This is a genomic window from Rhodococcus sp. PSi06, assembly GCF_054960675.1.
In genome coordinates this window covers 113,496-136,429 of record NZ_JBHNYO010000016.1, presented here as the reverse complement: position 1 = coordinate 136,429, position 22,934 = coordinate 113,496, and the positions used below count along the sequence as shown (strand labels likewise).

General features: G+C 63.5%; 25 protein-coding genes. 10 read left to right on the top strand and 15 right to left on the bottom strand.

Going from position 1 to position 22,934, the window contains the following annotated elements; all coding sequences use genetic code 11:
* Position 1 precedes the first annotated feature (1 nt).
* The gene (locus ACFI9K_RS20580) at positions 2 to 460 is read right to left on the bottom strand and encodes a hypothetical protein (RefSeq protein ID WP_462665225.1); all 459 of its coding nucleotides are present in this window, start codon (positions 458 to 460) and stop codon (positions 2 to 4) included.
* A gap of 114 nt (positions 461 to 574) precedes the next feature.
* Between ACFI9K_RS20580 and ACFI9K_RS20575 the strand changes: the two genes are divergently transcribed.
* Positions 575 to 1,438, top strand: a complete 864-nt coding sequence (locus ACFI9K_RS20575; protein WP_462665224.1) for a type IV toxin-antitoxin system AbiEi family antitoxin domain-containing protein — start codon at positions 575 to 577, stop codon at positions 1,436 to 1,438.
* 21 nt (positions 1,439 to 1,459) lie between these two features.
* On the opposite strand, the gene ACFI9K_RS20570 is transcribed toward ACFI9K_RS20575, so the two are convergent.
* On the bottom strand, positions 1,460 to 1,786 hold the full coding sequence (locus ACFI9K_RS20570) for a hypothetical protein (RefSeq protein WP_462665223.1): 327 nt from the start codon (positions 1,784 to 1,786) through the stop codon (positions 1,460 to 1,462).
* Positions 1,787 to 1,816: 30 nt separating this feature from the next.
* On the opposite strand from ACFI9K_RS20570, the gene ACFI9K_RS20565 reads away from it, so the two are divergent.
* A complete protein-coding gene (locus ACFI9K_RS20565; protein ID WP_462665222.1) occupies positions 1,817 to 2,569 on the top strand; it encodes an alpha/beta fold hydrolase in 753 nt (250 codons plus the stop codon).
* Here ACFI9K_RS20565 and ACFI9K_RS20560 read toward each other — a convergent pair.
* The 5 genes from ACFI9K_RS20560 to ACFI9K_RS20540 all read right to left on the bottom strand — a co-directional run bounded on the left by ACFI9K_RS20560 (position 2,558) and on the right by ACFI9K_RS20540 (position 6,974).
* Entirely contained in the window at positions 2,558 to 3,301 is a 744-nt protein-coding gene (locus tag ACFI9K_RS20560; RefSeq protein WP_057476803.1) for an AIM24 family protein, read from the bottom strand. The genes ACFI9K_RS20565 and ACFI9K_RS20560 overlap by 12 nt on opposite strands.
* Positions 3,302 to 3,310: 9 nt before the next feature.
* Positions 3,311 to 3,988 (bottom strand): AIM24 family protein, encoded by a 678-nt coding sequence (locus ACFI9K_RS20555; protein WP_462665221.1) that lies wholly within the window; start codon positions 3,986 to 3,988, stop codon positions 3,311 to 3,313.
* A gap of 1 nt (position 3,989) precedes the next feature.
* Positions 3,990 to 4,598, bottom strand: coding sequence for an AIM24 family protein (locus ACFI9K_RS20550; protein ID WP_057476907.1), 609 nt, complete (start codon positions 4,596 to 4,598; stop codon positions 3,990 to 3,992).
* Between the two features lie 76 nt (positions 4,599 to 4,674).
* A complete protein-coding gene (locus tag ACFI9K_RS20545) occupies positions 4,675 to 5,349 on the bottom strand; it encodes a response regulator (RefSeq protein ID WP_283311071.1) in 675 nt (224 codons plus the stop codon).
* Positions 5,346 to 6,974, bottom strand: a complete 1,629-nt coding sequence (locus ACFI9K_RS20540) for a sensor histidine kinase (RefSeq protein ID WP_283311073.1) — start codon at positions 6,972 to 6,974, stop codon at positions 5,346 to 5,348. Before ACFI9K_RS20540 ends, ACFI9K_RS20545 begins: the two co-directional genes overlap by 4 nt.
* Positions 6,975 to 7,078: 104 nt before the next feature.
* Here ACFI9K_RS20540 and ACFI9K_RS20535 point away from each other — a divergent pair, with 104 nt between their 5' ends.
* The 4 genes from ACFI9K_RS20535 to ACFI9K_RS20520 are packed head-to-tail and all read left to right on the top strand — an operon-like array spanning position 7,079 to position 10,498.
* Positions 7,079 to 8,059 carry a Bug family tripartite tricarboxylate transporter substrate binding protein gene (locus ACFI9K_RS20535; protein WP_283311075.1) on the top strand — a complete coding sequence of 327 codons (981 nt, stop codon included), beginning with the start codon at positions 7,079 to 7,081 and terminating at the stop codon, positions 8,057 to 8,059.
* Complete coding sequence (locus tag ACFI9K_RS20530) at positions 8,056 to 8,595, top strand: tripartite tricarboxylate transporter TctB family protein (protein ID WP_037172412.1); 540 nt, start codon at positions 8,056 to 8,058, stop codon at positions 8,593 to 8,595. The genes ACFI9K_RS20535 and ACFI9K_RS20530 overlap by 4 nt, the downstream gene beginning before the upstream one ends.
* On the top strand, positions 8,595 to 10,112 hold the full coding sequence (locus ACFI9K_RS20525; RefSeq protein WP_462665220.1) for a tripartite tricarboxylate transporter permease: 1,518 nt from the start codon (positions 8,595 to 8,597) through the stop codon (positions 10,110 to 10,112). The genes ACFI9K_RS20530 and ACFI9K_RS20525 overlap by 1 nt, the downstream gene beginning before the upstream one ends.
* The gene (locus tag ACFI9K_RS20520) at positions 10,109 to 10,498 is read left to right on the top strand and encodes a universal stress protein (RefSeq protein ID WP_283311078.1); all 390 of its coding nucleotides are present in this window, start codon (positions 10,109 to 10,111) and stop codon (positions 10,496 to 10,498) included. The genes ACFI9K_RS20525 and ACFI9K_RS20520 overlap by 4 nt, the downstream gene beginning before the upstream one ends.
* A 63-nt stretch (positions 10,499 to 10,561) precedes the next feature.
* On the opposite strand, the gene ACFI9K_RS20515 is transcribed toward ACFI9K_RS20520, so the two are convergent.
* Positions 10,562 to 11,539 (bottom strand): LLM class F420-dependent oxidoreductase, encoded by a 978-nt coding sequence (locus ACFI9K_RS20515; RefSeq protein ID WP_032379391.1) that lies wholly within the window; start codon positions 11,537 to 11,539, stop codon positions 10,562 to 10,564.
* 59 nt (positions 11,540 to 11,598) lie between these two features.
* Between ACFI9K_RS20515 and ACFI9K_RS20510 the strand changes: the two genes are divergently transcribed.
* Positions 11,599 to 11,976: a VOC family protein gene (locus tag ACFI9K_RS20510; protein ID WP_462665219.1), complete on the top strand. Its 378-nt coding sequence runs from the start codon at positions 11,599 to 11,601 to the stop codon at positions 11,974 to 11,976.
* Between the two features lie 6 nt (positions 11,977 to 11,982).
* Here ACFI9K_RS20510 and ACFI9K_RS20505 read toward each other — a convergent pair whose 3' ends face one another.
* The 3 genes from ACFI9K_RS20505 to ACFI9K_RS20495 are packed head-to-tail and all read right to left on the bottom strand — an operon-like array spanning position 11,983 to position 15,072.
* The gene (locus ACFI9K_RS20505) at positions 11,983 to 13,092 is read right to left on the bottom strand and encodes a S1C family serine protease (protein ID WP_462665218.1); all 1,110 of its coding nucleotides are present in this window, start codon (positions 13,090 to 13,092) and stop codon (positions 11,983 to 11,985) included.
* Positions 13,093 to 13,130: 38 nt separating this feature from the next.
* A complete protein-coding gene (locus ACFI9K_RS20500) occupies positions 13,131 to 14,675 on the bottom strand; it encodes a metallophosphoesterase (protein WP_462665217.1) in 1,545 nt (514 codons plus the stop codon).
* A gap of 10 nt (positions 14,676 to 14,685) precedes the next feature.
* Complete coding sequence (locus ACFI9K_RS20495; RefSeq protein WP_283311086.1) at positions 14,686 to 15,072, bottom strand: hypothetical protein; 387 nt, start codon at positions 15,070 to 15,072, stop codon at positions 14,686 to 14,688.
* A gap of 34 nt (positions 15,073 to 15,106) precedes the next feature.
* On the opposite strand from ACFI9K_RS20495, the gene ACFI9K_RS20490 reads away from it, so the two are divergent.
* Together ACFI9K_RS20490 and ACFI9K_RS20485 are read left to right on the top strand one after the other, a co-directional pair.
* Positions 15,107 to 15,940 (top strand): DUF72 domain-containing protein, encoded by an 834-nt coding sequence (locus ACFI9K_RS20490; RefSeq protein ID WP_462665216.1) that lies wholly within the window; start codon positions 15,107 to 15,109, stop codon positions 15,938 to 15,940.
* Positions 15,941 to 16,067: 127 nt separating this feature from the next.
* On the top strand, positions 16,068 to 17,057 hold the full coding sequence (locus tag ACFI9K_RS20485; RefSeq protein WP_462665215.1) for an NAD-dependent epimerase/dehydratase family protein: 990 nt from the start codon (positions 16,068 to 16,070) through the stop codon (positions 17,055 to 17,057).
* 151 nt (positions 17,058 to 17,208) lie between these two features.
* On the opposite strand, the gene ACFI9K_RS20480 is transcribed toward ACFI9K_RS20485, so the two are convergent.
* Positions 17,209 to 17,775, bottom strand: coding sequence for a TetR family transcriptional regulator (locus tag ACFI9K_RS20480; protein WP_462665214.1), 567 nt, complete (start codon positions 17,773 to 17,775; stop codon positions 17,209 to 17,211).
* Positions 17,776 to 17,891: 116 nt separating this feature from the next.
* On the opposite strand from ACFI9K_RS20480, the gene ACFI9K_RS20475 reads away from it, so the two are divergent.
* The gene (locus tag ACFI9K_RS20475; protein ID WP_462665213.1) at positions 17,892 to 19,475 is read left to right on the top strand and encodes an MFS transporter; all 1,584 of its coding nucleotides are present in this window, start codon (positions 17,892 to 17,894) and stop codon (positions 19,473 to 19,475) included.
* 68 nt (positions 19,476 to 19,543) lie between these two features.
* Here the strand turns inward: ACFI9K_RS20475 and ACFI9K_RS20470 are convergent, their stop codons facing one another.
* From ACFI9K_RS20470 to ACFI9K_RS20460, 3 genes are all read right to left on the bottom strand, one after another.
* On the bottom strand, positions 19,544 to 20,290 hold the full coding sequence (locus ACFI9K_RS20470; RefSeq protein WP_462665212.1) for a GTP pyrophosphokinase: 747 nt from the start codon (positions 20,288 to 20,290) through the stop codon (positions 19,544 to 19,546).
* Positions 20,291 to 20,714: 424 nt separating this feature from the next.
* The gene (locus tag ACFI9K_RS20465) at positions 20,715 to 20,870 is read right to left on the bottom strand and encodes a DUF6131 family protein (RefSeq protein ID WP_094611554.1); all 156 of its coding nucleotides are present in this window, start codon (positions 20,868 to 20,870) and stop codon (positions 20,715 to 20,717) included.
* A 93-nt stretch (positions 20,871 to 20,963) separates the two neighbouring features.
* Positions 20,964 to 22,919 (bottom strand): helicase-related protein, encoded by a 1,956-nt coding sequence (locus ACFI9K_RS20460; RefSeq protein WP_462665211.1) that lies wholly within the window; start codon positions 22,917 to 22,919, stop codon positions 20,964 to 20,966.
* Positions 22,920 to 22,934: the final 15 nt, after the last annotated feature.

The window sequence follows — 22,934 nt, the reverse complement described above, 5'->3', positions numbered from 1 at the left end:
GTTACGTCGCGAGTGCGCGTAGCTCCTCGAAGGTCGAGGCGTAGGTGTCGCGGACCTGATCCCAGGATGCCGTCATGTCCACGCTCTGCGGATCGGGAGTCGGTAGCGCGTAACCGTACTGGGAGCGAGGCACCGGATTGCCGGGCAGCACGAGCACCTGGGTGAACGCCGCGGAATCGGGATTGAAAGTCAGGGTATGGGATGCGACGTTGCGGCCCCAATCCTCCGAAGGCCATGACAGAAAGATCACGTGTTGCGGGTTGGCCGCGACGTCGGTGTACGAGACGTAGCTTCCGTAGTGATCCTCGCCCGGAGACATGATCTTGTACGCGCCGTTGTCGGTGTAGATCAACAGTGCCTCGGCAAACGGCTTCTGATCGAACAATGCCGTGTATCTCAGCGCCTGCACGAACACGGGCCGACCCAACGGAATCGAGATGGGCTCCTGCTGTGTGGTCATGAGGTTCGAAGGTACCGACGTGAAGAATCCGGTGCAGTCAGCCGCGCTGAGCGCGGTTGGTTGCACCCGATTCAATGGGGGAACCGCTTCGACGCCGAGTGCGTCCAAGTCGACATGCTCGAACTCTGGTTGGCACAACACGACGGCGTCGTCACCCGTGCTCGAGCCGGTGCCTGCGGACTCAGTGACGATGCGGTGGACCGACTGGTGCGCGCCGGCAAGTGGAAGGCGATTCACCGTGGGGTGTTCTTCGTTGCGGACCGCCCGTTCACTGCCGAAGCACGAATTCGATGCGCAGTGTGGGGCGCGGGCGACCGAGCAGTCCTCAGCGGAGCTGCCGCAGCCTTCTGGCACGGCGTGATCTCCGATGTTCCCGCGATCACCGAGGTCACCGTTCCGCGTTCGGGGCGAAGTCGGGCCGCCGGGTGCCGGCTTCGCAGGCGAGACGTGCACAGCACCGACGTCGTGGTTCGCCGCGGAGTTCGGGTCACGTCGCTCGAACTGACCGTACTCGAAGCGTCGATCGGCAAGGCACACATCATGGATCGAGCCTTGCAGCGGCACACGAATCTGGACGGCCTGCGGCGGGCGCACAACCGTAACGCTGGACGGACCGGGGCTCCGAAGGCGAAGCAGCTGTTGACCGCCGCCGAAGGTGGTGCCCGCTCGGAGGGCGAGCGACTGCTGGTGCGCGAGCTACGCCTTCGCAAGATCACCGGGTGGGCTGTCAACCATCGATGGAATGGCTACGAACTGGACATTGCGTTCATCGCCGAGATGGTGGCAATCGAAATCGACGGTTGGGCCTTCCATTCCGATCACGATGCGTTCCAAAGTGATCGGACCAGGCAGAATGCGATCTCGCGCGACTGGACGGTACTTCGCTACACCTGGGCCGACCTGACCGAACGGATGGACCGAGTGATCGCCGAGATACTTGCCGTCATCGCACGAATCCGGTGCAGCCAGCCGCGCTGAGAGCGGTCAGCTGCACCCGATTCAGTCTTCGAGGACGCTGACGCTCACGCCGTAGGGCAGGAAACGTACTCGTCGACGCGGATCGGTGTTGTCCTTGTGGGCACGGAGGGCGTCGAGTTCGGTGGCGTAGAGCTGGTCTATCTGCGGCGATCCGGCGTCGTCGACGCTGTAGATCGCCCAAACCCCGTCGCCCTTCTGACCGGTGGTTTCGGGCTCCGGCGGAGCCTTGGGTGCGCCGACGCCTGACGCGAACAGCGAGCCGACCACCTCGCGCAGTCCCTCGGTTGCCTCACGCGCGAACTTGTCGAAGTCGTCGGATCCGAATCCGAAGGGTCCTTGGTTGGCCATGGCAGTACCTCCTGAAGGTGATACTTCAGTATGCGCGTTTTCTCCGACCCACCGCCGAGCGTCCGCACGCTGATCTTGCCGGGCAGCACCGACCCGGCTTTGGTGTTCCTGCATGGGCTCGGCTCGGCGGGTGTTCCGGCATTCGGTGCCATCGCCGTCGACGCCACATTCGAGGGCCGCGAGCGGCTACTGCCCGATCTGCTGGGCTTCGGATTCAGCGACCGTCCGTACGACATCGGCTACTCGCTCGATGACCACGCCGCCGCCCTCGCGGACCTGCTCGACGCGCGGAATCTGACCTCGGTCGACCTCGTCGGCCACAGCCTGGGTGGATCGATCGCCACGGTGCTCGCCTACCGTCGGCCGGATCTGGTGGGCCGACTGATCGTGCTCGAACCCAACCTGTTGCCGTGGGACGGCACCGCCAGTGTCGAGATTGCCAGACAATCCGAAGCAGAGTTCGTCGACACCGGTTATGCCGAGCTCATCGCCGAGGCCGACCCGGACTGGGCATCGACTCTGCGGGTCGCGGACCCGATCGCGCTGCATCGCACCGCCGTCGGGCTCTGCGTGGGATCGGAACCGACAGTCGAGGCCATGCTGGAGTCGATAACCGTTCCGCGTCTGTTCGTCTATGGAGAGCGCACCGGCGCGCCGAGTCAGCAGGCCGGGTTGGCTTCCTCAGGGGTGGGTTTCACCCGCATCGACAATGCCGGCCACGTCATGATGGCCGATAATCCCCATGACACAGTGAAGGCATTGAAAGCCGGTCTACTGCTGTAGCCGGGCCCCGATGGTGTTGTGCAGAGCCCGCAGCGAGTTCTGACCGAGTGAGACCGTCTGCGATTCGATGTAGCGCAACAGGTGCGAATCGTTGAGCACCTTCTCGCTCGACTGGATCAGGACGGTGCCGGCACCGGTGAAATCGAACTGACGCTCCTCGCCGCTGTTGGCACCGAGAAAGCCGCGCGCTGCGCCGAGGAAGTTCTGCATCCAGTCTGCATCGAAGTGATGCGACGGGGACGGGCAATCTGCCCATCCCACAAGCGCTTCCGGGTCGATACGCAGCGGCGGCTCCGCGAACATGACGGTGCCGTTGGAGGAGGCCAGGAACTTTCCGGTACCGAGCAGCGTCAGAAATCCCGGCACGATGGACTGCTTGAGGTCCAGAGTCGGCTCGAACGCAAGCAGATTCGCGGCTCGGATCGTCAGGTTGCCGTCGTCGAGGTCGTAGCTGTTGATGTTGAACCCGCGGTCGCCGAGGATCAGCTTGCCCTGACCCTGCGCCAGTACCCAGTCGTTGGAGTACAGCGGTGACGAGAACCGCGCGGCGACGATGGCAGGCATCGAGGTCTGCCCGAGCGGCTCGAAGCGAATGTTGCCGTAGTACGCGATCATCGCGCCCTTCGAGGTGAACCACGGCTGGCCTGCGAGTTCGACGCAGAACGCATAGTCGTTGCCGGGCACGTTGTCGTTGACCGGCAGGGTGTACGGGGTGTGAATGTCCAAACTCATTGCCGCTCCCTAGAACTTCTGCTCGGACGCCTGGACCCACACGGTGCCCATACCGGTCATCTTCAACTGGATCGCCTCGCCGCTGCCCTTGCCGACGGCGTCGCGCCAGCCGACATTGGCGGAGATGTCGACGTTGATGTTGCCGATGTGGCATACGTACGCCTGCGGATCGACCACCACCTGTGGGTGATCGGGCCCGACCTGCAACGGTGTAGCGCCGCCGTGTGAGAGGACCGCGACGCTCCCCTGACCGGTGAGTTGCGTCGTGAACAGACCTTGCCCGGTCATCGCGCCGCGCACTGCTCCGCGGACGCCACCTTGGGAGGTCAGGGCGACGATGGAACTCTGCAGGTACCCGTCGTGCACCAGGAGTCGATCGGCTTCGACGGTCAGCATCGACGAACCGTCGAGGTGGATGATCTCGACGTACAGTCCGGCGTGACCGTAGAAGACCTCGCCCTGCCCCTCGGCGGCCATCATCGCCACGTGCTCGCCCGCCATCATCCGGCCCGCCATCCCGGCGACGCCGCTCATGCCGGGCATGGCACCGGCCGAGCCGCCCATCGAGTGCGGAACGAACCGGACGTCGCCGGTGTAATAGAGCATCGACCCACGACGCGCGAGCACGTTCTGATTTGGTGCCAGAACGGATTTCACGACTTTGCTGTTGACGAGTTCGAGTGGCACGTCAGCGCTCCTCGGGTTGGATGTAGACGACGCCCTGGCCGTCGAAGCGGAGGGAGAACGCCTCGCCGCTGCCGCCGCCGATGGCGGAGCGCCACGTGACGTCGGTGACGAAGCTCTGGTTCAGTTGGCCGCGGTGGGCGACGAATGCGTCGGGATCGACGACGAGGGGGTACTGGGGATCGACGGCGAGGGCAATGATCGGCCCACCCTTCGACAACAGCGCCACGGTGCCGGATCCGCTGACGACAGTGGTGAACAAACCCTGTCCCGACGATGCGCCACGCAGGCCGGAGAACTTGACGTCGGTCTTCAATTGACCTGTGAGAGCGAGTAATTGGGAGGATTCGACGTGAAGGTTGTCGCCCTGCACCTCGACCAGCGTGATGTCTTGGGCATCGGCAGCGAAGTAGACCGTGCCCTTACCCGATACGTCCATCAACGACAGTGACTCTCCGGTCACCTTCTGTTTGAGTGCGGCGCGGAATCCGCCGCCACCGCCCATCCCGGCGCTCTTGAAAGCAACATCGCCCTCGTAGGCCACCATCGAACCCGACATCGCGCGCAGGGAGTCGCCGGTCAGGTCTGCGACCAAGACACGGTGCCCGTTCATCCTCAGCTGAGCCACGGGGGAACTATGCCACTGCTCACGCCGTCGTGGCTACTGCTGGAGGTATGCCGGCGTGCCACTATCGACGGCGATACAGCCGTTCGGGTCGCCCGGCCCTGCCGTACTGCAGCCGGATATCGAGAATCTCGTGTGTCAGGTAATGCTCGAGGTATCTGCGTGCACTCACGCGCGAAATCCCGACGAGATCGGCACATTCACTCGCCGACAATTCGGTTCCCGGCGTGATGACGTCGAGCACCGACTTCCCTGTCTCGGCGGACATTCCCTTCGGCAACTGCACGCGTTCGGCGGCGGCGGTTCCACGACCGAACAGAGCGTCGACGACACCCTGGTCGAGCCGATCCGTGGACAGAGCCTTCCGGCGCGCCAGAAACGCGTCGAGCTTGTCTCTCAGGTTCACGTACTCGAACGGTTTGATGAGGTAGTCCGTGGCACCACCGGTCAGCGCGGCATTGACGGTATCCAATTCGCGAGCGGCGGTGATCATGATGACGCCTACGGCGTTGTTCTGCGCGCGTAACGTTCGGAGGACGTCGAGCCCAGATGCATCCGGAAGATGGACGTCGAGCAAAATCAGATCCGGCTGTAGTTCGGCAATGGCAGTGAGTGCTTCCGCTGCAGTACGAGCTACACCCACTGCCCTGAAGCCGTCTGTCCGGTCCACGAAGCGACGATGAATGTCGGCCACCATGAAGTCGTCGTCGACCACGAGGACGGTCGTCGATGCGGTCATCGTTCTCCTGTGCTCTCTCGTTCCGGCAACGGGATTCGCACCCGGAATCTGGCGCCCCCGGTAGCGGCGTCGTCCACCATCGCTGTTCCGCCGTGTTGCGTACTGACCAATCGGACCAGAGCGAGACCGATTCCGCGCCCGCCGGGTTGGTCGGGTTTCGAGGTCACTCCCCGTGAGAACACGGATTGTCGCATGTGTTCCGGCACCCCTCGGCCCGAGTCGGTGACATCGATGACCAACTCGTCTGTGTCGTCGATGACGACCGTGATGGCACGCTCGCCGCATTCGCGCGATGCGTCGAGTGCGTTGTCCACCAGATTGCCCACCACCGTGATCACGTCCGTCGACATCGCGGGGTCGAGCGGTCTCAGGTTGGATGCGGGGTCGAGAGTCAGGCGCACACCGATTTCTGCGGCCAACGACGTCTTCGCAATGAGTAGCGCTGCCACCGCTGGATCGTGGATGTGTGCGGTGATCGATTCGCTGATCTCCGCGCGCCTACGGGTGAGGGTGCCGACGAGGGCTGTCACCTCGTCGTAACTGCCCAATTGGGCCAAGCCGGAAATGGTATGGAGTTGATTGGCGAATTCGTGAGTCTGGGCGCGGAGCGTGTCGGTGACACTGCGGTGTGACGTCAGCTGACTCTGCATCGACGCGAGCTCGGTGCTGTCACGCATCGTGGTGACGGTGCCGATGTGTTGTCCGCGGCTGGTGGCGGTGCGGCGGTTGAGTGCGAGCACCCTGTGCGCGGTCGTGACGATGAAGTCCGCCACCTCTCCGTCGGACTTCAGAACGTCCAGTACCCCGTCGTCGATGCCGACGTGGTCCACCTGCTTGCCGACCACGGTGGGATCGAGCCCGAGAAGTGTGCATGCGCTGTCGTTGATCACGGTGATGGTGCCGTCGTTTCCGATGGCGATCACCCCCTCACGGATACTGTGCAACAACGCTTCTCGATGGTCGGCGAGGCTGGCGATCTCTGCTGTCTCCAGGCCGAACGTGTGTCGCCGTATCCGGCGAGAGAGCAACCACGACCCCACGGCACCCAGACCGGCACCGATTGCCAGGTACAGAATCAATCTCGCTCCGGACTCGGACAACAGCGTCCACGTAGACGGGTAGCGCTCCGCCACGGTCACGATGGCGAGCACCGAACCATCGGGTGCCAGGACGGGGACGTGGCCGGCAATGGACCGGATGCCCGCAGCTTCGATGTCACCCGACCACCCGCGGCCGTCGAGGACGTCGCTGTCCCCCAGGGCGGCTGAGCTACCGATTCGGGTGGGATCGGTGGACACGATCACAGCACCGTCGGTGGACACTATTTCTGCCAGCGATGCGCCGGAGAGCGCGACCGCCCGATCTACGTCGGGTGCGAGCACTCGTTCGACCAATGGCGCGTCCAGCTGATCACGAACGACGGGAGTCGACGCCAGATTCTCGGCAACGGAAAGCATCCGAGCTCCGCGCAGGTCGCGAAATTCGTCGGTGGACTGCTCTATCGATATCGCGGCGACGGCACCGAGTACGAGGGCGAGGACGGCGAGCTGCAACACCAAGTACTGCCCGGCGAGGGTGAGGGTGTGTCGTCGGTTGACTGCGCGTCGACTCTGTCGTGACCACAAAGAACTTAACTTCCATTGGTTTCTCAAAAGTGACTCGCATCACGTTGGAATCGATACTTGCTACCGATCACAGTCTCACAGAGACCGAACCGAAACGAGGACCGATGCCCAGAAGGCTGACAGTGGTGTTGGCACTGATCCCACTGCTCGTGCTGGCGCTCGCATCATGTGGCGTCACCCGAGGCGACGAAGGCGAGGGGCTGCACCGCATCCGGATGATGGTGCCCAACAGTCCCGGTGGGGGTTACGACCTGACCGCGCGAACCGCAGTGAAGATCATGGAGGAAACCGACATCACCGGCCGCGTCGAGGTCTTCAACGTCATCGGAGCAGGCGGAACCGTTGCCATGGCTCGATTGATGAACGAGGCAGGCAACGACGACCTGATGATGATGATGGGACTCGGTGTCGTCGGCGCGATGTACACCAACGGCTCGACCGATCGAGTCTCCGACGCCACCCCGCTCGCCAAGATCGTCGAAGAACAAGAGGGAATTCTCGTCCCCGCGGATTCGCCGTTCCAGACCGTCGCCGACTTCGTCGAGGCGTGGAAGGCCGACCCGTCCTCGGTGACGATCGGCGGAGGATCCTCTCCGGGCGGGCCCGACCACCTGTTTCCGATGGAAACCGCGCGCACGGTGGGCGTGGATCCGACGGCCGTGAACTTCGTGTCCTACGACGGCGGCGGCGATCTGTTGACGGCCCTGCTGGGCAACAAGATCTCCGCGGGCACGTCGGGGCTGGGCGAGTACATCGATCAGATCGAGGCCGGACAGGTGCGAGTGCTGGCCGTGTCGGGAGCCGAGCGACTGCCCGGCATCGATGCACCGACCCTGACCGAAGCCGGTATCGATCTGCAGTTCACCAACTGGCGCGGTGTTCTCGCACCGCCCGGAACACCCGAAGACGTTCGTGCACAGATGGTTGCGGCGTTGACCGAGCTGCACGGCACCGAAGAATGGAAGGAAGCGCTCGTGACCAACGGATGGATCGACGCATTCGAGACCGGACCTGCTTTCGAGCAGTTCCTGCGAGATCAGGACGCCCGGGTCGAGTCGACACTCACAGAACTGGGACTCGTATGACCGCCACGGTCGACCGCACCGACGATAGCGGTGAGACTGGGTCGGAGAAGGTCGGTCCGGACCGCGCGCAGCTCCTGGTCTGCGCGGTACTACTGGTGGTCGGCGTATTCTTGATCGTCGACGCGCTTTCTCTCACAGCGGAATTCGCCAAGGTCGATCCCGTGGGTCCCAAGCTGATTCCCATCGTCGTGGGGATCGCGATGCTCGTCTGCTCCGTCTTGCTCGCCGTGGCAACCCTCAGGGGTAGCCGAGGTGAACAGGACGGTGGTGAAGACATCGACACCTCTACTCCGGCCGACTGGAAGACCGTCGGACTGCTCGTCGGGCTCTTCGTGGCAACGATCGTGCTGGTGGACACGCTGGGCTGGGTGATCGTCGGGGCGATGCTCTTCGGCGGGGCCGCAACGATTCTCGGCAATCGACACTGGATTCGTAACCTGGCCATCGGGCTCGTTCTCTCACTTCTGAGCTTCTATGCGTTCTACGTCGGGCTCGGGATACCGCTGCCTGCAGGCATTCTGGACGGAATACTCTGATGGACAATCTGAACTGGCTGATGCAAGGCTTCTCCGAAGCCGTCACCCCGATGAATCTGCTCTATGCGTGCATCGGAGTGCTGTTGGGCACCGCGGTGGGTGTACTGCCGGGAATCGGCCCGGCAATGACCGTCGCACTGCTCCTTCCGATCACCTACAACGTCAGTCCCAGTGCGGCATTCATCATGTTCGCCGGTATCTACTACGGCGGCATGTACGGCGGCTCGACCACATCGATCCTGCTCAACACTCCGGGCGAATCGTCGTCGGTGATCACCGCTATCGAAGGCAACAAGATGGCCAAGGCCGGGCGGGCCGCGCAAGCACTCGCCACGGCCGCCATCGGATCGTTCATCGCCGGATCGATCGGAACCATGCTTCTGGTGTTGTTCGCCCCCATCGTCTCGCGCTTCGCGGTGTCGTTGGGAGCGCCCTCGTACCTGGCAATCATGGTGCTGGCCTTGGTCGCTGTGACTGCGGTACTCGGCAGCTCGAAATTGCGCGGATGCATCTCTCTGCTGCTGGGACTCGCCATCGGACTCGTGGGAATCGATTTCCTCACCGGCCAACCCCGGGCCACCTTCGGTGTCGCTCAACTTTCCGACGGAATCGACATCGTGGTCATCGCTGTCGCCGTATTCGCACTGGGCGAGGCCCTGTGGGTCGCTGCGCATCTGCGCCGCAAGCCGGCCGAGGTGATTCCCGTCGGGCGCTCATGGATGGGCAAGAGCGATTGGAAGCGATCGTGGAAGCCGTGGTTGCGCGGTACCGCATACGGATTCCCGTTCGGCGCGTTGCCCGCCGGCGGGGCGGAGCTGCCGACGTTCCTGTCGTACATCACCGAGAAGAAGCTGTCCAAGCATCCGGAGGAGTTCGGCAAGGGTGCCATCGAGGGTGTTGCAGGTCCAGAGGCAGCCAACAACGCTTCTGCGGCAGGCACTCTCGTGCCGATGCTGTCGTTGGGTCTGCCCACGAATGCCACTGCAGCAGTCATGCTCACCGCGTTCGTGTCATACGGAATTCAGCCCGGACCCACGTTGTTCGACAAAGAACCGCTGCTGATCTGGACGTTGATCGCGAGCTTGTTCATCGGTAACTTCCTGCTGCTCGTGCTCAACCTCCCGTTGGCACCATTGTGGGCGAAACTGCTGCGCACACCGCGGCCGTACCTGTATGCGGGAATTCTGTTCTTTGCCGTGCTGGGTGCCTACGCCGTCAATCTCCAGTGGCTCGATCTGGTACTGCTGCTGATCTTCGGATTGCTCGGACTGATGATGCGGCGCTTCGGACTACCCGTCCTGCCACTCATCATCGGTGTCATCCTCGGTCCACGGGTGGAGCGTCAACTGCGCCAGACGCTGCAGCTCGGCGGCGGCGAATGGAGCAGCGTCCTCTCCGAACCCATCGCCATCGTGGTCTACGTCGTCATCGTTGCGCTACTGGCTGCGCCGTTCGTGGCAAAGCTCGTACGGCCCCGTACTGCACCCACCCTCCAGAAGACGAAGGAAAATGCATGATCGTCGTCGGCTACACCCCTGACAAATTCGGTGCCGCGGCACTCGAGCACGGAATCGCCGAGGCCAAGTTCCGCAACACCGGCCTCAAGGTCGTCAACACCTCCACCGGCGACTCCTTGGCCGATCCGCGATTCGCGGATTCCGCGGCCGTGACGGAGTTGCACGCCACCCTCGATCGCTCCGGCGTCGAGTACGTCCTGGACCAGGCTGTGGTCCCGGATACCGTCGACGCACTGCTCACCGTCATGGACGGCGACGATGCCGACGTACTGGTCATCGGAATCAGACACCGGTCAGCAGTGGGCAAACTGCTGATGGGCAGCTCCGCCCAGCAGCTGCTGCTCTCGTGCCCCAAGCCGGTGCTGGCAGTCAAACCGCCTCGATAGCACCGGTTGGGTCCTGCTGTTGTCGCCTGCTCCGCCACACGTGCGGAGCAGGCGACAGCCTTTTCAGACGAGAGGCTTCAATGCCTTTCCTGCCAGCTCGACGGCTCCTGGCTGGTGCCCGTTGGTGATCAGGTTGATGATGACGCCGTCGATGCCCTGATCGAGGACGCGCTTCTGCACCTGCTCGGCAACATCGTCAGGGGTTCCGCAGAAGTGGCGATCGGTGGCCTTCGCCGCGTCCTCCTCGGACAGGTTCGTCAGATCGAGGCCCTGCTTCAGCACGAACTCGCGCTGCAATTCCTTGGCCTTGTCGCCGTCCTCGTCGATGATGACGAACGCGAGGAAGCTCGTTTCGAGATCCTTCGGGTCGCGGTCGACTTCCTCGCAGCGGGCCTGAACGGCCGCCATCTTGCGCGGCAATTCCTGTGCGTCGCAGATGATGTTGAGGTGATCTGCGAACTGAGCGGCCAGGCCGAAGGTCTTCTTCTCGCCACCGCCGCCCAGCATGATCGGCAGGTCGTCGCGAATACGCGGCTCGTTCATCGCGTTCTCGACCTGGTACCAGAGGCCGTCGAACGTGGGACGCTGGCCGCGCAACATGGGTTCGATGATCTGCAGGGCCTCGTCGAGACGCTCGAACCGATCGGTGAACGTACCGAATTCGAGACCGAAGCTCTGGTGCTCGAGTTCGTACCAGCCGGCTCCGATGCCGAGGATCGCGCGACCGCCGCTGACGACGTCGAGCGTGGTGACGGTCTTGGCCAGGATCGCCGGATTGCGGTAGGTGTTTCCGGTGACCAGGGCGGAGAGCTGGATGGTGTCGGTGGCCGTCGCAAGGGCGGACAGCGCGGAGTAGGCCTCGAGCATGGGCTCGTCGGGCTTGCCGATTCCAGGGAGTTGGTAGAAGTGATCCATCACGAACGCGGTGTCGAACCCGGCCGCTTCGGCCTCGCGCGCCTGCGCGATGACCTGGGGAAAGAGTTCTGCGACCGAACCGTCGTAGCTGAAGTTGGGCATCTGGTAACCGAGGCGAATAGTCACGGAAGCCACGCTACTCGGATATCGGCCCACAGCACGTGGGAGAGCGCGATAATTCGTCCATGACCACCATCGATCTGGCCCGAGCGCCGTTCTCCGGATTCGCCGTCGACGACCTACCTGCGGCCCGAACCTTCTACGCCGACACCCTCGGTCTCGAGGTGACCGAGAACGAGATGGGGATGCTCGAACTTCACCTGGGAGAAGCAACGGTACTGATCTATCCGCGTCCCGGCCACGTGCCCGCGCAATACACCATCCTCAACTTCCCGGTGGTCGACATCGAGGCTGCAGTCGATGTGCTGACCGCAAAAGGTGTTGCGTTCCAACAGTATCCAGATATGGGGACCGACGACAAGGGAATCTTTCGACACGGTGGGCCGTTGATCGCCTGGTTCACAGATCCGGCGGGCAATGTGTTGTCGGTGTTGCAGGCCTGATCGCCCTCAGGCGCTCGGGGTTCCCTGGGCGAGAGTGACTGTGCCGGTGGTGGTTACGCCTGCATCGTCCACCCACTCCACGACGGCGGTATCGCCCGGGATGCGACCGACGAGTGCCTCCGACAGATCCGCGGAGGACTGCACGTCCGTTCCATCCAGCGAGACGATGATGTCTCCCGCCGACAAGCCGAGAATCTCCGCGGGAGAATCGGAGTTCACCGAGACGACGGCTGCACCCATCGCCGGTTTGTTCTCGAAGACCGACACGTCACGCACCGAGACCCCGAAGTACGGCGTCGGGCCCACATGTACTGTGCCGCCGGATCGCCCGGCCAGCACCTGATCGAGTACGGCAACCGCCTCGCCGATCGGGACGGCGTAGGCCTCGGGTGCCTGTGGCGGTGTGAACTCGGTGCCGTTGCGCGCCTCGTCCGACAGTCCGGCGGTGTTCACACCCACCACCCTGCCCCAGGCGTCGAACAGTGGCCCACCCGAATCTCCCGCTCGCACATCGGCATCGACGCGAATCATCTTGTCCAGCGTGTTACGTGAGCCGTCCACCGAACTGCGAGTGCGCACCTGCTGATCGAGGGCGGTCACAGCACCGGGCGCCGGTACCAATACCCCTGCACCCGAAGCGTTCCCGATGGCAGTGACCGCATCACCCACGTCGGGAAGTGGGTCCGGGGCCAACTCGACCACTGGCAGGTTTGCCGCGGTGATCAATTGCACGACCGCCACGTCACGAGATTTGTCGTAACCCAGCACGGTGGCGTCGTAGATCAGTCCGTTGCCCATGTTCACTGCGCTGAGGTCGGCGGCGTTTTCGACGACGTGGAAGTTGGTGAGGACGATTCCGTCGGGTGCGACGACGAAGCCGGTGCCGGCAACTCCGGAGTAGCCGGCCGACGCCGTCAGGGTGACGACGGCCGGATCGACCCGAGCGGAGAGTTCGTCGAGCGTCAGCGGTGGTGGTTCGACGACCGGGGCAGCGGGGGGAACGGGCGGCGGCGCGGAAACGAAGTCGGCGGTTCCGGGATCGAGAGGTGGCGTCGCGAACAGCCACATACCGGCAGCGACCAGCGTCAGAACTACCGCTCGTCCACCCGACCGCATGGACATCGATTATGGCCCGGTGGAGTCCATGGTGCCAGCTAGTTGGCCATCACGGCCCGGGGAACGTCGGCGCGCAACGTGAAGTCGGTGACGAACTCGCCGTCCTCGGGGCCGTATCGGTTCTTGATGTCGTAGCTCTCGACGTCGAATGCGTCGAGCGAGGGTGAATGGGTGGTGACGGCCATGGAGCCACCGTCCATGTCGAATTGGAGCAGGCGTTGGAAGCCGGTACTTCGTTCGCCGTCGACCTCGAAGTACTGGTAGTCGGCCAGAAGCTGTACGACGGTACGGTCGGTGTCGCCGACATTCTCGTCGACCACGGCGAACTGGCCGTCCACGTGCCCGGACAGAACGAGGAACACCGACTCGTGGGGTACGACGAGTCGGTTCCAGATCTGTTGCCCCGAACTGGATCCGATGTCGCCGAACCCCATCAGCTTCTTCTCGCCGAGTTCGTCGAGGTAGTAGTGCGTGCCGATGACGACGTTGCGATCGGGGTTGTCGTCGAGAACTCGTTCGGCCCATTGCATGACCTTCTCCGGCGGGTTGTAGCCGATGAAGAGCATCAAGAATTTTGCGCCGGCGATGTCGACCAGATCGTAGTGCGCCGAATTGTCTTCTTCGGTGAACGATCCACCCCAATACGGCTGATCACGATAGCGCTGCGGGCCGAAGTACTCGTTGTAGAGCGCGTGATTCTTCTCGTGCTCACCCGGAACCAATTTGCCGGCGACGTTCCAGATGTTGTCGTGGTTGCCGGGCAACACGCCGTGTGCGATGCCCGCTTCCTCGAGGATGTTCATCGACTCGCCGGCTACCTCGAATTCCTTGCGGGCCTGCGTATCCGGGCGACCGGGGCTGATCCAGCTCTGAATGAGGTCGCCGGTGTGCATGCTGTAGTCGATCTTCAACTCGTCGGCGTTGTCGGCGGTCCACTGCGTCATCTCCGAGTACACGCCCGGGTCGTCGCGCGAGATGTACTGGGTATCGGTGATGTGCTGAAGCGCGAAATCGTAGGTGTCGGCGTCCGCGAAAGCCCTGTCGGGGGTGGCGTTGGTCTCGGCGAAGGAACGATCCGCGCGAGGACTGTCGATGACGAGAACCTCGACAGTGCCGCTCTCACTGGCTACCTCCGCGCTGAGCTGGATCTCCCCGCCGGGTGTGGCAGGTGCTGCGGCCGCGAGTGCCGGGCCCCACTCGTCGGTCTTGTCGTTCCACACGTGCATCGCGAGATCGTTGGTGTTGACCGATCTACCCGACCAGGTGAGCGTCGTTCTCTGGGTTCCCGGTTGCACCGAGACGGTGTAGCGAAGATACGGAAACTCGTCCCACCCCGATGTCCGCACCTCGGTGGTCGACGATTCGACACCGACCTCGTGCGTCGTCGGATCCGACTCTGCAGCAACTCCCGCCACCATGGATGTCGTGATCGCGGCTGGTTCCGTCGTCAGCCCGACACCCGGTACCGCGGCGGCCTGGCGCGGCGTCGGCTGGTCGTGACGCTCGGCTGCTGCGTCGGCGCAGCTGACGGCGAGTAACGCGCAGACCAGCGCCAGGGAGCCGAAAGCCGATGGGCGCTGCATGCCATCGAGGCTACCGATACCAGCGCCAGAGCCGCGGCGTCGCGAGGACGAGGAGTATCGCGAGGGCCGTCACCACAGCCTGGCCGACGCGGCCGGCCGTCACGCCGACGGCCGAGTCGTGCGGTGGGTAATTCACCACGGCGTTGGCCGCCGCGTCGAGCAGCAGTGTGGTGGAACCGAGCAGCAGTCCGATCCTTCTGCGCTGCGCGATGAGAACCGCCGCGAGCGGATCGAGGACGACCAGTGCGACGAAGAACCATGCGATGACTGCGGGTACACCTGGATAGGGATCTCCGCCGCCGACGGCCAGTTGGACGAGATGCACGACCGTCCCGTAGGCGAACACGCCAGCGAACAGGAACGTCGGTATCCGGACGTGTCGTGGGGCGGATCGCACAAGGACGACGCTACTGCCCGTCTACAGTCTGCTCATGTCCGCGCAGCATCGACCACGGGTTCTGATCGGGATCTCCGGTTGGACGTACGCCCCGTGGCGGGGCGATTTCTATCCAGCGGGCTTGGCGCACCGCAAGGAGCTCGGCTATGCGTCGGAGCATCTGACGTCCATCGAGATCAACGGCACCTTCTATGCCATGCAGAAGCCGTCGAGCTTCACCAAATGGCGCGACGAAACCCCCGACGACTTCGTGTTCGCCATCAAGGGTGGGCGATACGTCACGCACATCAAGCGACTCGTCGGTGTCGAGACCGCACTCGCGAACTTCTTCGCCACCGGGGTATTGACACTGGGTGACAAACTGGGGCCGTTTCTGTGGCAGTTGCCGCCCAACCTCGAATTCGACGCGCAGAAGGTAGCAGACTTCTGTGCCCTACTGCCTCGAACTGTTTCCGCTGCAGTCTCGTTGGCGGAGTCGCGAGACGACAAGCTGGCCGAGGATCGAGTGTCGTTGCCCGCCGCGTCGTCTCGGCCGCTGCGGCACTGTGTGGAAGCCAGGCATGCCAGCTTCGCCTCCGACACGGCGGTGGAATTGTTGCGCGAGAACGGTATTGCGATCGTTGTTGCCGACACCGCCGGAAAGTACCCGTACATCGACACGCCCACAACTGATTTCATGTACGCCCGGTTGCACGGGGACGAGGAGTTGTATGCCAGCGGCTACACCGACGAGGCCCTCGACCGATGGGCGCAGAAGATTACCGAGTGGACGTCGGCGGGACGGGACGTCTTCGTGTACTTCGACAACGACATCAAGGGATACGCGCCCTTCGATGCGATGAAACTGATCGAGCGCGTCGGTAGGTGAATATTCAGCGCTCTAGCTCCAGGGGAAGATTCGCCTAGAAGGAGCTATCGTGCGTTGCTGCTGTCAGCAGAGCTCCAGCTGTACCAATCGGACGGAATGAGTCCCGGTCGCCCTGCACACTGAAGACATGAAGCTACTGGTCCTCGGCGGCAGCGATTTCGTGGGGCGAACGGCCGTCGAACATGCCCTTGCCCGTGAATGGGATGTCACGGTGCTCAATCGCGGGAGTACCCCGCCGAACGCGCGAGTCACCGCGTTGCGTGGTGATCGCCTCGCACCCGACGGACTCGAGGCGCTCCGTGACGAACACTGGGACATGGTGTTCGATACGTGGTCTTCGGATCCCACGGCCGTCGAACGGTCTGTTGCACAGTTGGCGGATCGAGTGCAGAGCTACATCTACGTGTCGAGCCGGTCCGTATACGACGCACCGGCAGCTGGCGCAAACGAAACATGGCCGACCGTAATGGGATTCGGTAGCGACTACGCCCGGCAGAAGGCTGCCGGTGAACGAGCCGTCGTTCATGCGTTGGGCGATCGAGCCTTGTTGATTCGGGCTGGACTGATTCTCGGACCCTACGAGAACATCGGCCGTCTGCCCTGGTGGCTGATGAGAATCGAGCGCGCGGGGGATGTACTGGCACCCGGCCCCGCCGATCTCCCGCTTCAGTACATCGACGCGCGCGATCTCGTCGGCTGGAGTCTGGACGCAGCCGCCCGTGGACTCGGAGGCCCGTATGACGTGGTGAGTCGGCCCGGACACGCGACTATGGGCGATGTTCTGCAGGCGTGTATCGACGCAACCCGATCCGACGCTCGGCTGCGTTGGGTCGAACCGGACGTGCTGCTCGATGCCGGCGTGGGGCCTTGGACGGAGCTACCGATCTGGATTCCGCCTGGCGCAGATCATGATTCGCTGCACGGCTCCGACGTATCGAAGGCATATGCGGAGGGGCTTCGGGCACGGCCGATCGAGGAGACCGTAGCGGACACGTGGACGTGGCTGCAGTCTGTGGATGGTGTGGCACCCACGAGAAACGACCGGCCCGCCGTCGGGCTCTCGGCCGATCGTGAAGCAGCAATTCTTGCCGATGTCGGGCGTGCCAACAGTCGATAGGCCTACAGACGCGCGCGAAATAGCCATACGCGAGCGGGTTGGACACACCAGCTTGCGCGCGTCTGACGAATGCGCGCGCGTTTGCGAGTACCGGCCTCCATTGACCAGTATTCCGCTCTCTTGCAACTGGGCTAGAGAAGCATAGAAAGCGCTACGGAGCGCACAGTCGCCGCACCGCTGCCTCGATTTTCGACGCTCGACGTCGAATTTCTGCGTCGTCGGCCGGCCCGCGGTCCACTCTCGGCGCGGTCATCCATGCCGAGGTGATGCCGAACATCATGGTGATCAGGTCGTCGACCGTGTAGGCGTTCGAGATGAGTCCGTCACGCTGAGCTGTTTCCATGGCGTGGTGTCGCTGTGCGATGACCGAGTGGATGTCATCGTCGCCCGATGCTGCCATGCCGCCCTGAAGCTGGGTCCACAGCAGCAGTCGGTGTTCCTCGGGATGCGCTGCGAGATGGAGGTATTCGCGCGCAGCGTAACCGCCGAGGTCGTCGACGGAGAACGGTACCTCGGCGATGAATTGCGCGAACCCGTCCTCGACGACGGCCCGGAAGAGGGCTTCCTTGTCGCCGAAGTAGGCGTACAGACGTTCCTTGCTGGCCTTGGCTGCGACGGCGATGCGATCGACCCGGGCCCCGGCCAAGCCGTGCACCGAGAATTCGGTGCGGGCGGCGACGACGATGCGGGCGCGGGTGGCGCTGGCGTCAGGCTTCATGGCGGCCACCATACCCCCAACCAACTAGTTCGTTTGACACTCGGTGCCGAGTGGCCTACATTTTTCTCGGGACATTTTTCGTGCCCAGAATCAACGAGTACGAGTGGGGTAGAAGCATGTCGCAGCACTCCGAGCGCGAAGCGCCGGAATCGAATCCGAACTACGAGCGCCGATGGCTGGTGCTGTGCATCGTCGCCATCACGCAGCTCACGATCGTGCTCGACGGCACCATCGTCAACATCGCGCTGCCGCAGGCTCAGCTGGACCTCGGCATCAGCGACACCAGCCGCACGTGGGTCATCACCGCCTACGCCCTGGCATTCGGCGCGTTGTTGCTGCTGGGTGGACGCATCGCCGACTACTGGGGACGTAAGCGCTCGTTCATCGTCGGCATGGCGGGCTTCGCCGTAGCATCCGCTATCGGCGGACTCGCCCAGGAAGGCTGGCAGCTGTTCATCGCCCGCGCCGGCCAGGGTGTGTTCGCTGCGCTGCTCGCGCCCGCAGCACTGGCCATTCTGACGGTGACGTTCACCGACACCAAGGAACGTGCCAAAGCGTTCGGCGTCTTCGGCGCCATCGCCGGTGGCGGCGCGGCGGTCGGGCTGCTCCTCGGTGGAGTGCTCACCGAATACGCGAACTGGCGCTGGTGCCTGCTGGTCAACATCCCGGTCGCAGTGATCGCCATTGCCGCGGCGGTGCCGCTGGTGAAGGAGAGTAAGGCCCATGGAGACACCCGCTACGACTTGCCCGGAGCGATCCTCGTCGCCTTGGGGCTGGCATCGCTGGTCTACGGCTTCACCGAGGCCGAGGACGGCTGGGCGACGGTTCCCACGATTTCTTTCATTGCGCTCGGTCTTGCTCTGCTGGCTGCGTTCGTCGTGGTCGAATCCAAGTCCGACAACCCGCTGCTGCCCTTGAGTGTGTTGCTCGACCGGGACCGCGGTGCCGCCTACATCGGCTCGGCCGTCATCGGCGCTGCCCTGCTCGGTGGCACGTTGTACCTCACGTTCTACTTCCAGATCGTGCTGGAGATGAGTCCGGTCATCGCCGGCGTCGCATCGCTGCCCATGACCGGTGGCATCCTGATCACGGCCGCACTTGCTTCCGCGCTCGTGCCGAAGATCGGACCCAAGCCGCTGATGGCCGTCGGCCCGATCGTCTCCGCAGTCGGCCTGTTGCTGCTGACCCAGATCGGCGTCGACACGTCGTACTTCACGCACGTCCTGCCGGGCGTCGTGCTTCTCGGTCTCGGTCTCGGTCTGCTGATGGTCCCGATGCAGAACGTCGCACTCATCGGCGTTCCGGATCACGACGCCGGTGCCGCATCGGCACTGATCAACGCCACCCTTCAGGTCGGCGGCGCGCTCGGTGCTGCGGTGTTCACCACCGTCTACACCTCGTCCAAGACCTCGTACCTGGCCGAGAATCCGGCACCCACGCCGCCCGCCGGAGTTCCCGCGGAAGCTCTCGCCGGCCAGGAAGTGCCCAGCGACGAGATGCTCGCCGCGCTGCCGGAGCCGATCCGCGATTTCGTGCTCGCGACGATCGACCACGCGTTCTCGGCCGAGGTCTCCGGCTATGCCTGGGCATTCGGTACCGCCGCGATTCTCGTCGCGCTGGTGAGCCCGGTCGTGCTGGTGCTCGTCCGCGCGAAGAAGGACGACCTCCCCGTCGGCGACACCCCGGTACACGTCGGATAGCGCCTTCAGGACACAACCCCGCTGGCTCACCCGTCGAGCAGCGGGGTTGTCGTTCTTCGAAGGATCTGTCAGTCCGGATCGATAGCCTCGGCCTGCGCGGTGAGCAGCATGTGCAGCAATTCGGGAGGAAGGGCCATCGGAGGCATGGCACCGAGCGTGATGGAGTTCTCGGAATCGCCGTTCAGTTCCTCTACCTCGTCGTGCAGACTCTCCATCTTCTCGTCCAGCGTGTTGGCCGTTTCGGCAGCCTCGGTCAGTTCCGCCAACAGGGTGGGCGGAATTTCGCCCCGGTACTTGTAGAAGATCTTGTGCTCGAGGCTCGCCCAGAAGTCCATGGCAATCGTGCGGATCTGTAGTTCGACCAGTACCGGTTGGACGCGGTCGGACATGAACACCGGGATCTCGACGATGAGGTGCAAACTCTTGTAGCCGTTGGGCTTCGGGTTCGCGATGTAGTCCTTGACCTCGACTACTCGAACGTCAGTCTGACTACTGAGCATGTCCGCGATGCGGTACGTATCGGAGATGAAGCTGCACGTGATGCGGACACCGGCGACGTCGAAGATATTCTCGCGAATGGCGTCCAGAGTCAGTGCGCACTTTTTCCGCCGGGCCTTGTCAAGGATGCTCTCGGGCGTCTTGAGCCGCGACGAGACATGCTCGATGGGGCTGTAGCGGTGGATGTGGGTGAATTCCTGTTTCAGGATGTTGATCTTGGTGATCAGCTCGTCGATCCCGAACTTGTAACTCATCATGAAGCGCGTGAAATCGTGCCTCAGTTGCACAAGGTCGACGACGGCTTCACTGTTGCTCATGCTCCCGATTGTCCACGATCGCCGGTTGTGATCGCGCAGCGCGGGAATCGAAACTGGCATCACTGCACGCCGGGCCGAGTTCCGGGGTGAAACGGACGAGACTGCACCGCTGGCATTGATGCGTACGGTGATGGCCTCGATCGCACGAGCAGGCACGTGAACCCACCAGTACCGACCCTGCGACGAGTGGATGGCCGTTGGTGCAGTGGGTAGGGGCCCGTTCTGCCCACCGATCGCCGACGCGATAGAGCGATCCGGCAACCGGGTCGCACTCACGCTCGCCGGATGCCATCGCGCGCAACCGCCTTCGAGAATATCTACCGCCCGATATGGACCGCCCGAAGTGGCTCGGCTGGCTGCGTTGCCAACTCCGGGGGCTCGCTCAGATTAGCAGAACTCGAACGTATGTTCTAACGCGCGTACGTCAAAACCACGTCTTGCGGCCACCGACTGCGCGACCCATCGAACCGAGCAACGTCAGAACTGCGCCGACGACCACCAGAATGATGCCGATAGTGGTCAGAATTGAAATGCCGGCAAAGTAGCCGATGAGGGCGAGAATGATTCCGAGAACGATCATGACCACTCCTGGTGCTGGGGTGAGCCCGTTACCGGCGGATGCCGATGGGACCGAACCTACGCCACCGAGATGGAGAAATGGTCACGATTGTCGCTATTTTCCGGCGTCCACTTTCGCGGCCAGGAATGCCTCGGGGTCGATCAGATCCGCTTGTCCCACGATGGATCCCAGATCTGCGATCCGCTCGATACCGGTGAGCACCATCTCTTCCTCCACGGTGCCCTCGGCGTAGCCGTAGTAGCAGGTCGACGTGGTGTGGTTGTGGTCCTTGTCGATACGGTTGGCGCGGCCCTCGATCTGCCTGATGTCGATGGGTGTCCACCGAGGATCGTGAATCAGCGTCACGCGTGGGGCGAGAGTGGACACCGTCCCCTCGGGGAGCAGTAATTCGTTGGTGTGCAGGTTGATCGCGCTGGTTGTGGTCGAGACGATGACCGACGCGTCGCCGGTCTGGAAACGTCGGATCGACGCTTCTTGCTCGGGGCTGCTCATGCTCCCGTCGACCACGGCGACGTCGAGGCCCTCGTCCCGCAAGGTCTGCGCCAAGGCCGCGACCGACTCCCGGTAGAACATCGAGACGAACACCTGGTTGCCTGCCTTGACCCACGTTCGAACCTGGTCTGCAGACGCGGGAATGCGGAGGTACGAACACTTTTGGCGAAACCTCAGCGTCGCCGCGCGGGTACTCGGGTTCTTCTGCAGTACTCGTCTTCCGCCGACGGCCTTCCAGATCGGCAGACCGACTTCCTTGCGGTAGTCCACCCACGCTGAGTTGTAGAGACGCTTCTGCGCAGCCGTCAGTTCCTGACCGAGGGGTTCCCGAGGCGTCGGTGGGGACGGCCGCGAAAGAGACCACGGCACGGTGCCGCCCGACAGCCAACCGTGCACTGCCGCGATGTCCGATGCCCGCTTCGCCGCGTCCTCGGGCTCCCACCGCCACGTGGTCAACCCCGTCGTCGCCTTGCCTGCCTTGACGGCGAACCCGGACTCGATGAGGAACTCCGCCCACTTCATCGTGACCGCATAGCCGAGATACTCGTCGTCGCCCAGTATCTCGACCCCACGGCTGCGCTCGACTGCGCGGGCCATGTACGCGAAGTGCAGCGGCTGATAGCCGGGCGTCGCAGACATCCACACCACGGATCGGGCCGCCTCCTGGTACCGCCACAGAATCTGCGACTGCTGAGATTCGATGTTCATCAGCGCGTGTGACTCGTCCGCGATCACCACGTCGATCTCGAATCGCAGCTCACCGAGCGAGATGGTCCGTTTGTTCTGTGTCCGTTTGCGTTTGCCCAGATCGGTCTCGGGCGGAACCGACAGCAGCTTCTTCGTCGACTGATACGTGATCAGCAGCCAGCGCTTGCGGTCGGATGGTTCGATATCGGCCTCGCTGTCGGCAATAGTGCGACGCCATCCTGGTAAGGCACCCTTGGGCGCAACCACCAGAACGGTCCCGATCTCGGCCGCCGACATCTGCCGTACCGCCTCGCACACCGCCAGCGTCTTGCCCAGACCCGTCGAATCCATCTGTGCGAAGTACGGGAATCCGGCCTCGAGCGCGGCGAGGTGGCGTCGGACCGATTCGAGTTGGGTGTCGCGAGGCTGCATCGCCCGTTCCCGCACCTGTTCGTCACGCCAACTGTCGTTCGCGTCGTCTTCGAGCCACCGCTGCAGGCTGTACGGCATCGACTCGTAGGGCTGCAGGTACTCGGGCAGTTCGGTCCCGTAGTAGGCGAACACTCGCGGTCCGGGGTACCACCGCGCGCCGGCCGCACCCGCCGCAGAGCGATCCTCGAACGGTACGTCCAACACCCACACGCGCTCGCCGGGATCGGGAACCCGCAGATCCGGGGAGGCGGACTTGCGGGGCGAAGTCTTGCGCGGGGCCGCTCTCTTGCGGGGTGCAGCCTTCTTCTGTGCAGCTTCTTTCTGGGTCGCGGCAGGCTCACCGTTCTTCGCGGCCGCGAACTTTCGCGCAGCGCTGCTCTGCCCGGCCTTGACGGTGCGGGCAGTGGTGGATCGGGCAGTGCGTCTACGAGGTGGCATCGGATCCAGTCTGTC

What these genes read in the sequence shown, in the direction of transcription:
- ACFI9K_RS20565 (WP_462665222.1), top strand. Translation starts at nt 1,817, where the DNA reads ATGCGCGTTTTCTCCGACCCACCGCCGAGCGTCCGCACGCTGATCTTG.
- ACFI9K_RS20480 (WP_462665214.1), bottom strand. Translation starts at nt 17,775, where the DNA reads ATGAAGCCTGACGCCAGCGCCACCCGCGCCCGCATCGTCGTCGCCGCC.
- ACFI9K_RS20510 (WP_462665219.1), top strand. Translation starts at nt 11,599, where the DNA reads ATGACCACCATCGATCTGGCCCGAGCGCCGTTCTCCGGATTCGCCGTC.
- ACFI9K_RS20535 (WP_283311075.1), top strand. Translation starts at nt 7,079, where the DNA reads ATGCCCAGAAGGCTGACAGTGGTGTTGGCACTGATCCCACTGCTCGTG.
- ACFI9K_RS20520 (WP_283311078.1), top strand. Translation starts at nt 10,109, where the DNA reads ATGATCGTCGTCGGCTACACCCCTGACAAATTCGGTGCCGCGGCACTC.
- ACFI9K_RS20465 (WP_094611554.1), bottom strand. Translation starts at nt 20,870, where the DNA reads ATGATCGTTCTCGGAATCATTCTCGCCCTCATCGGCTACTTTGCCGGC.
- ACFI9K_RS20470 (WP_462665212.1), bottom strand. Translation starts at nt 20,290, where the DNA reads ATGAGCAACAGTGAAGCCGTCGTCGACCTTGTGCAACTGAGGCACGAT.
- ACFI9K_RS20580 (WP_462665225.1), bottom strand. Translation starts at nt 460, where the DNA reads ATGACCACACAGCAGGAGCCCATCTCGATTCCGTTGGGTCGGCCCGTG.
- ACFI9K_RS20530 (WP_037172412.1), top strand. Translation starts at nt 8,056, where the DNA reads ATGACCGCCACGGTCGACCGCACCGACGATAGCGGTGAGACTGGGTCG.
- ACFI9K_RS20500 (WP_462665217.1), bottom strand. Translation starts at nt 14,675, where the DNA reads ATGCAGCGCCCATCGGCTTTCGGCTCCCTGGCGCTGGTCTGCGCGTTA.
- ACFI9K_RS20575 (WP_462665224.1), top strand. Translation starts at nt 575, where the DNA reads ATGCTCGAACTCTGGTTGGCACAACACGACGGCGTCGTCACCCGTGCT.
- ACFI9K_RS20525 (WP_462665220.1), top strand. Translation starts at nt 8,595, where the DNA reads ATGGACAATCTGAACTGGCTGATGCAAGGCTTCTCCGAAGCCGTCACC.
- ACFI9K_RS20550 (WP_057476907.1), bottom strand. Translation starts at nt 4,598, where the DNA reads ATGAACGGGCACCGTGTCTTGGTCGCAGACCTGACCGGCGACTCCCTG.
- ACFI9K_RS20545 (WP_283311071.1), bottom strand. Translation starts at nt 5,349, where the DNA reads ATGACCGCATCGACGACCGTCCTCGTGGTCGACGACGACTTCATGGTG.
- ACFI9K_RS20505 (WP_462665218.1), bottom strand. Translation starts at nt 13,092, where the DNA reads ATGCGGTCGGGTGGACGAGCGGTAGTTCTGACGCTGGTCGCTGCCGGT.
- ACFI9K_RS20490 (WP_462665216.1), top strand. Translation starts at nt 15,107, where the DNA reads ATGTCCGCGCAGCATCGACCACGGGTTCTGATCGGGATCTCCGGTTGG.
- ACFI9K_RS20485 (WP_462665215.1), top strand. Translation starts at nt 16,068, where the DNA reads ATGAAGCTACTGGTCCTCGGCGGCAGCGATTTCGTGGGGCGAACGGCC.
- ACFI9K_RS20570 (WP_462665223.1), bottom strand. Translation starts at nt 1,786, where the DNA reads ATGGCCAACCAAGGACCCTTCGGATTCGGATCCGACGACTTCGACAAG.
- ACFI9K_RS20475 (WP_462665213.1), top strand. Translation starts at nt 17,892, where the DNA reads ATGTCGCAGCACTCCGAGCGCGAAGCGCCGGAATCGAATCCGAACTAC.
- ACFI9K_RS20460 (WP_462665211.1), bottom strand. Translation starts at nt 22,919, where the DNA reads ATGCCACCTCGTAGACGCACTGCCCGATCCACCACTGCCCGCACCGTC.
- ACFI9K_RS20560 (WP_057476803.1), bottom strand. Translation starts at nt 3,301, where the DNA reads ATGAGTTTGGACATTCACACCCCGTACACCCTGCCGGTCAACGACAAC.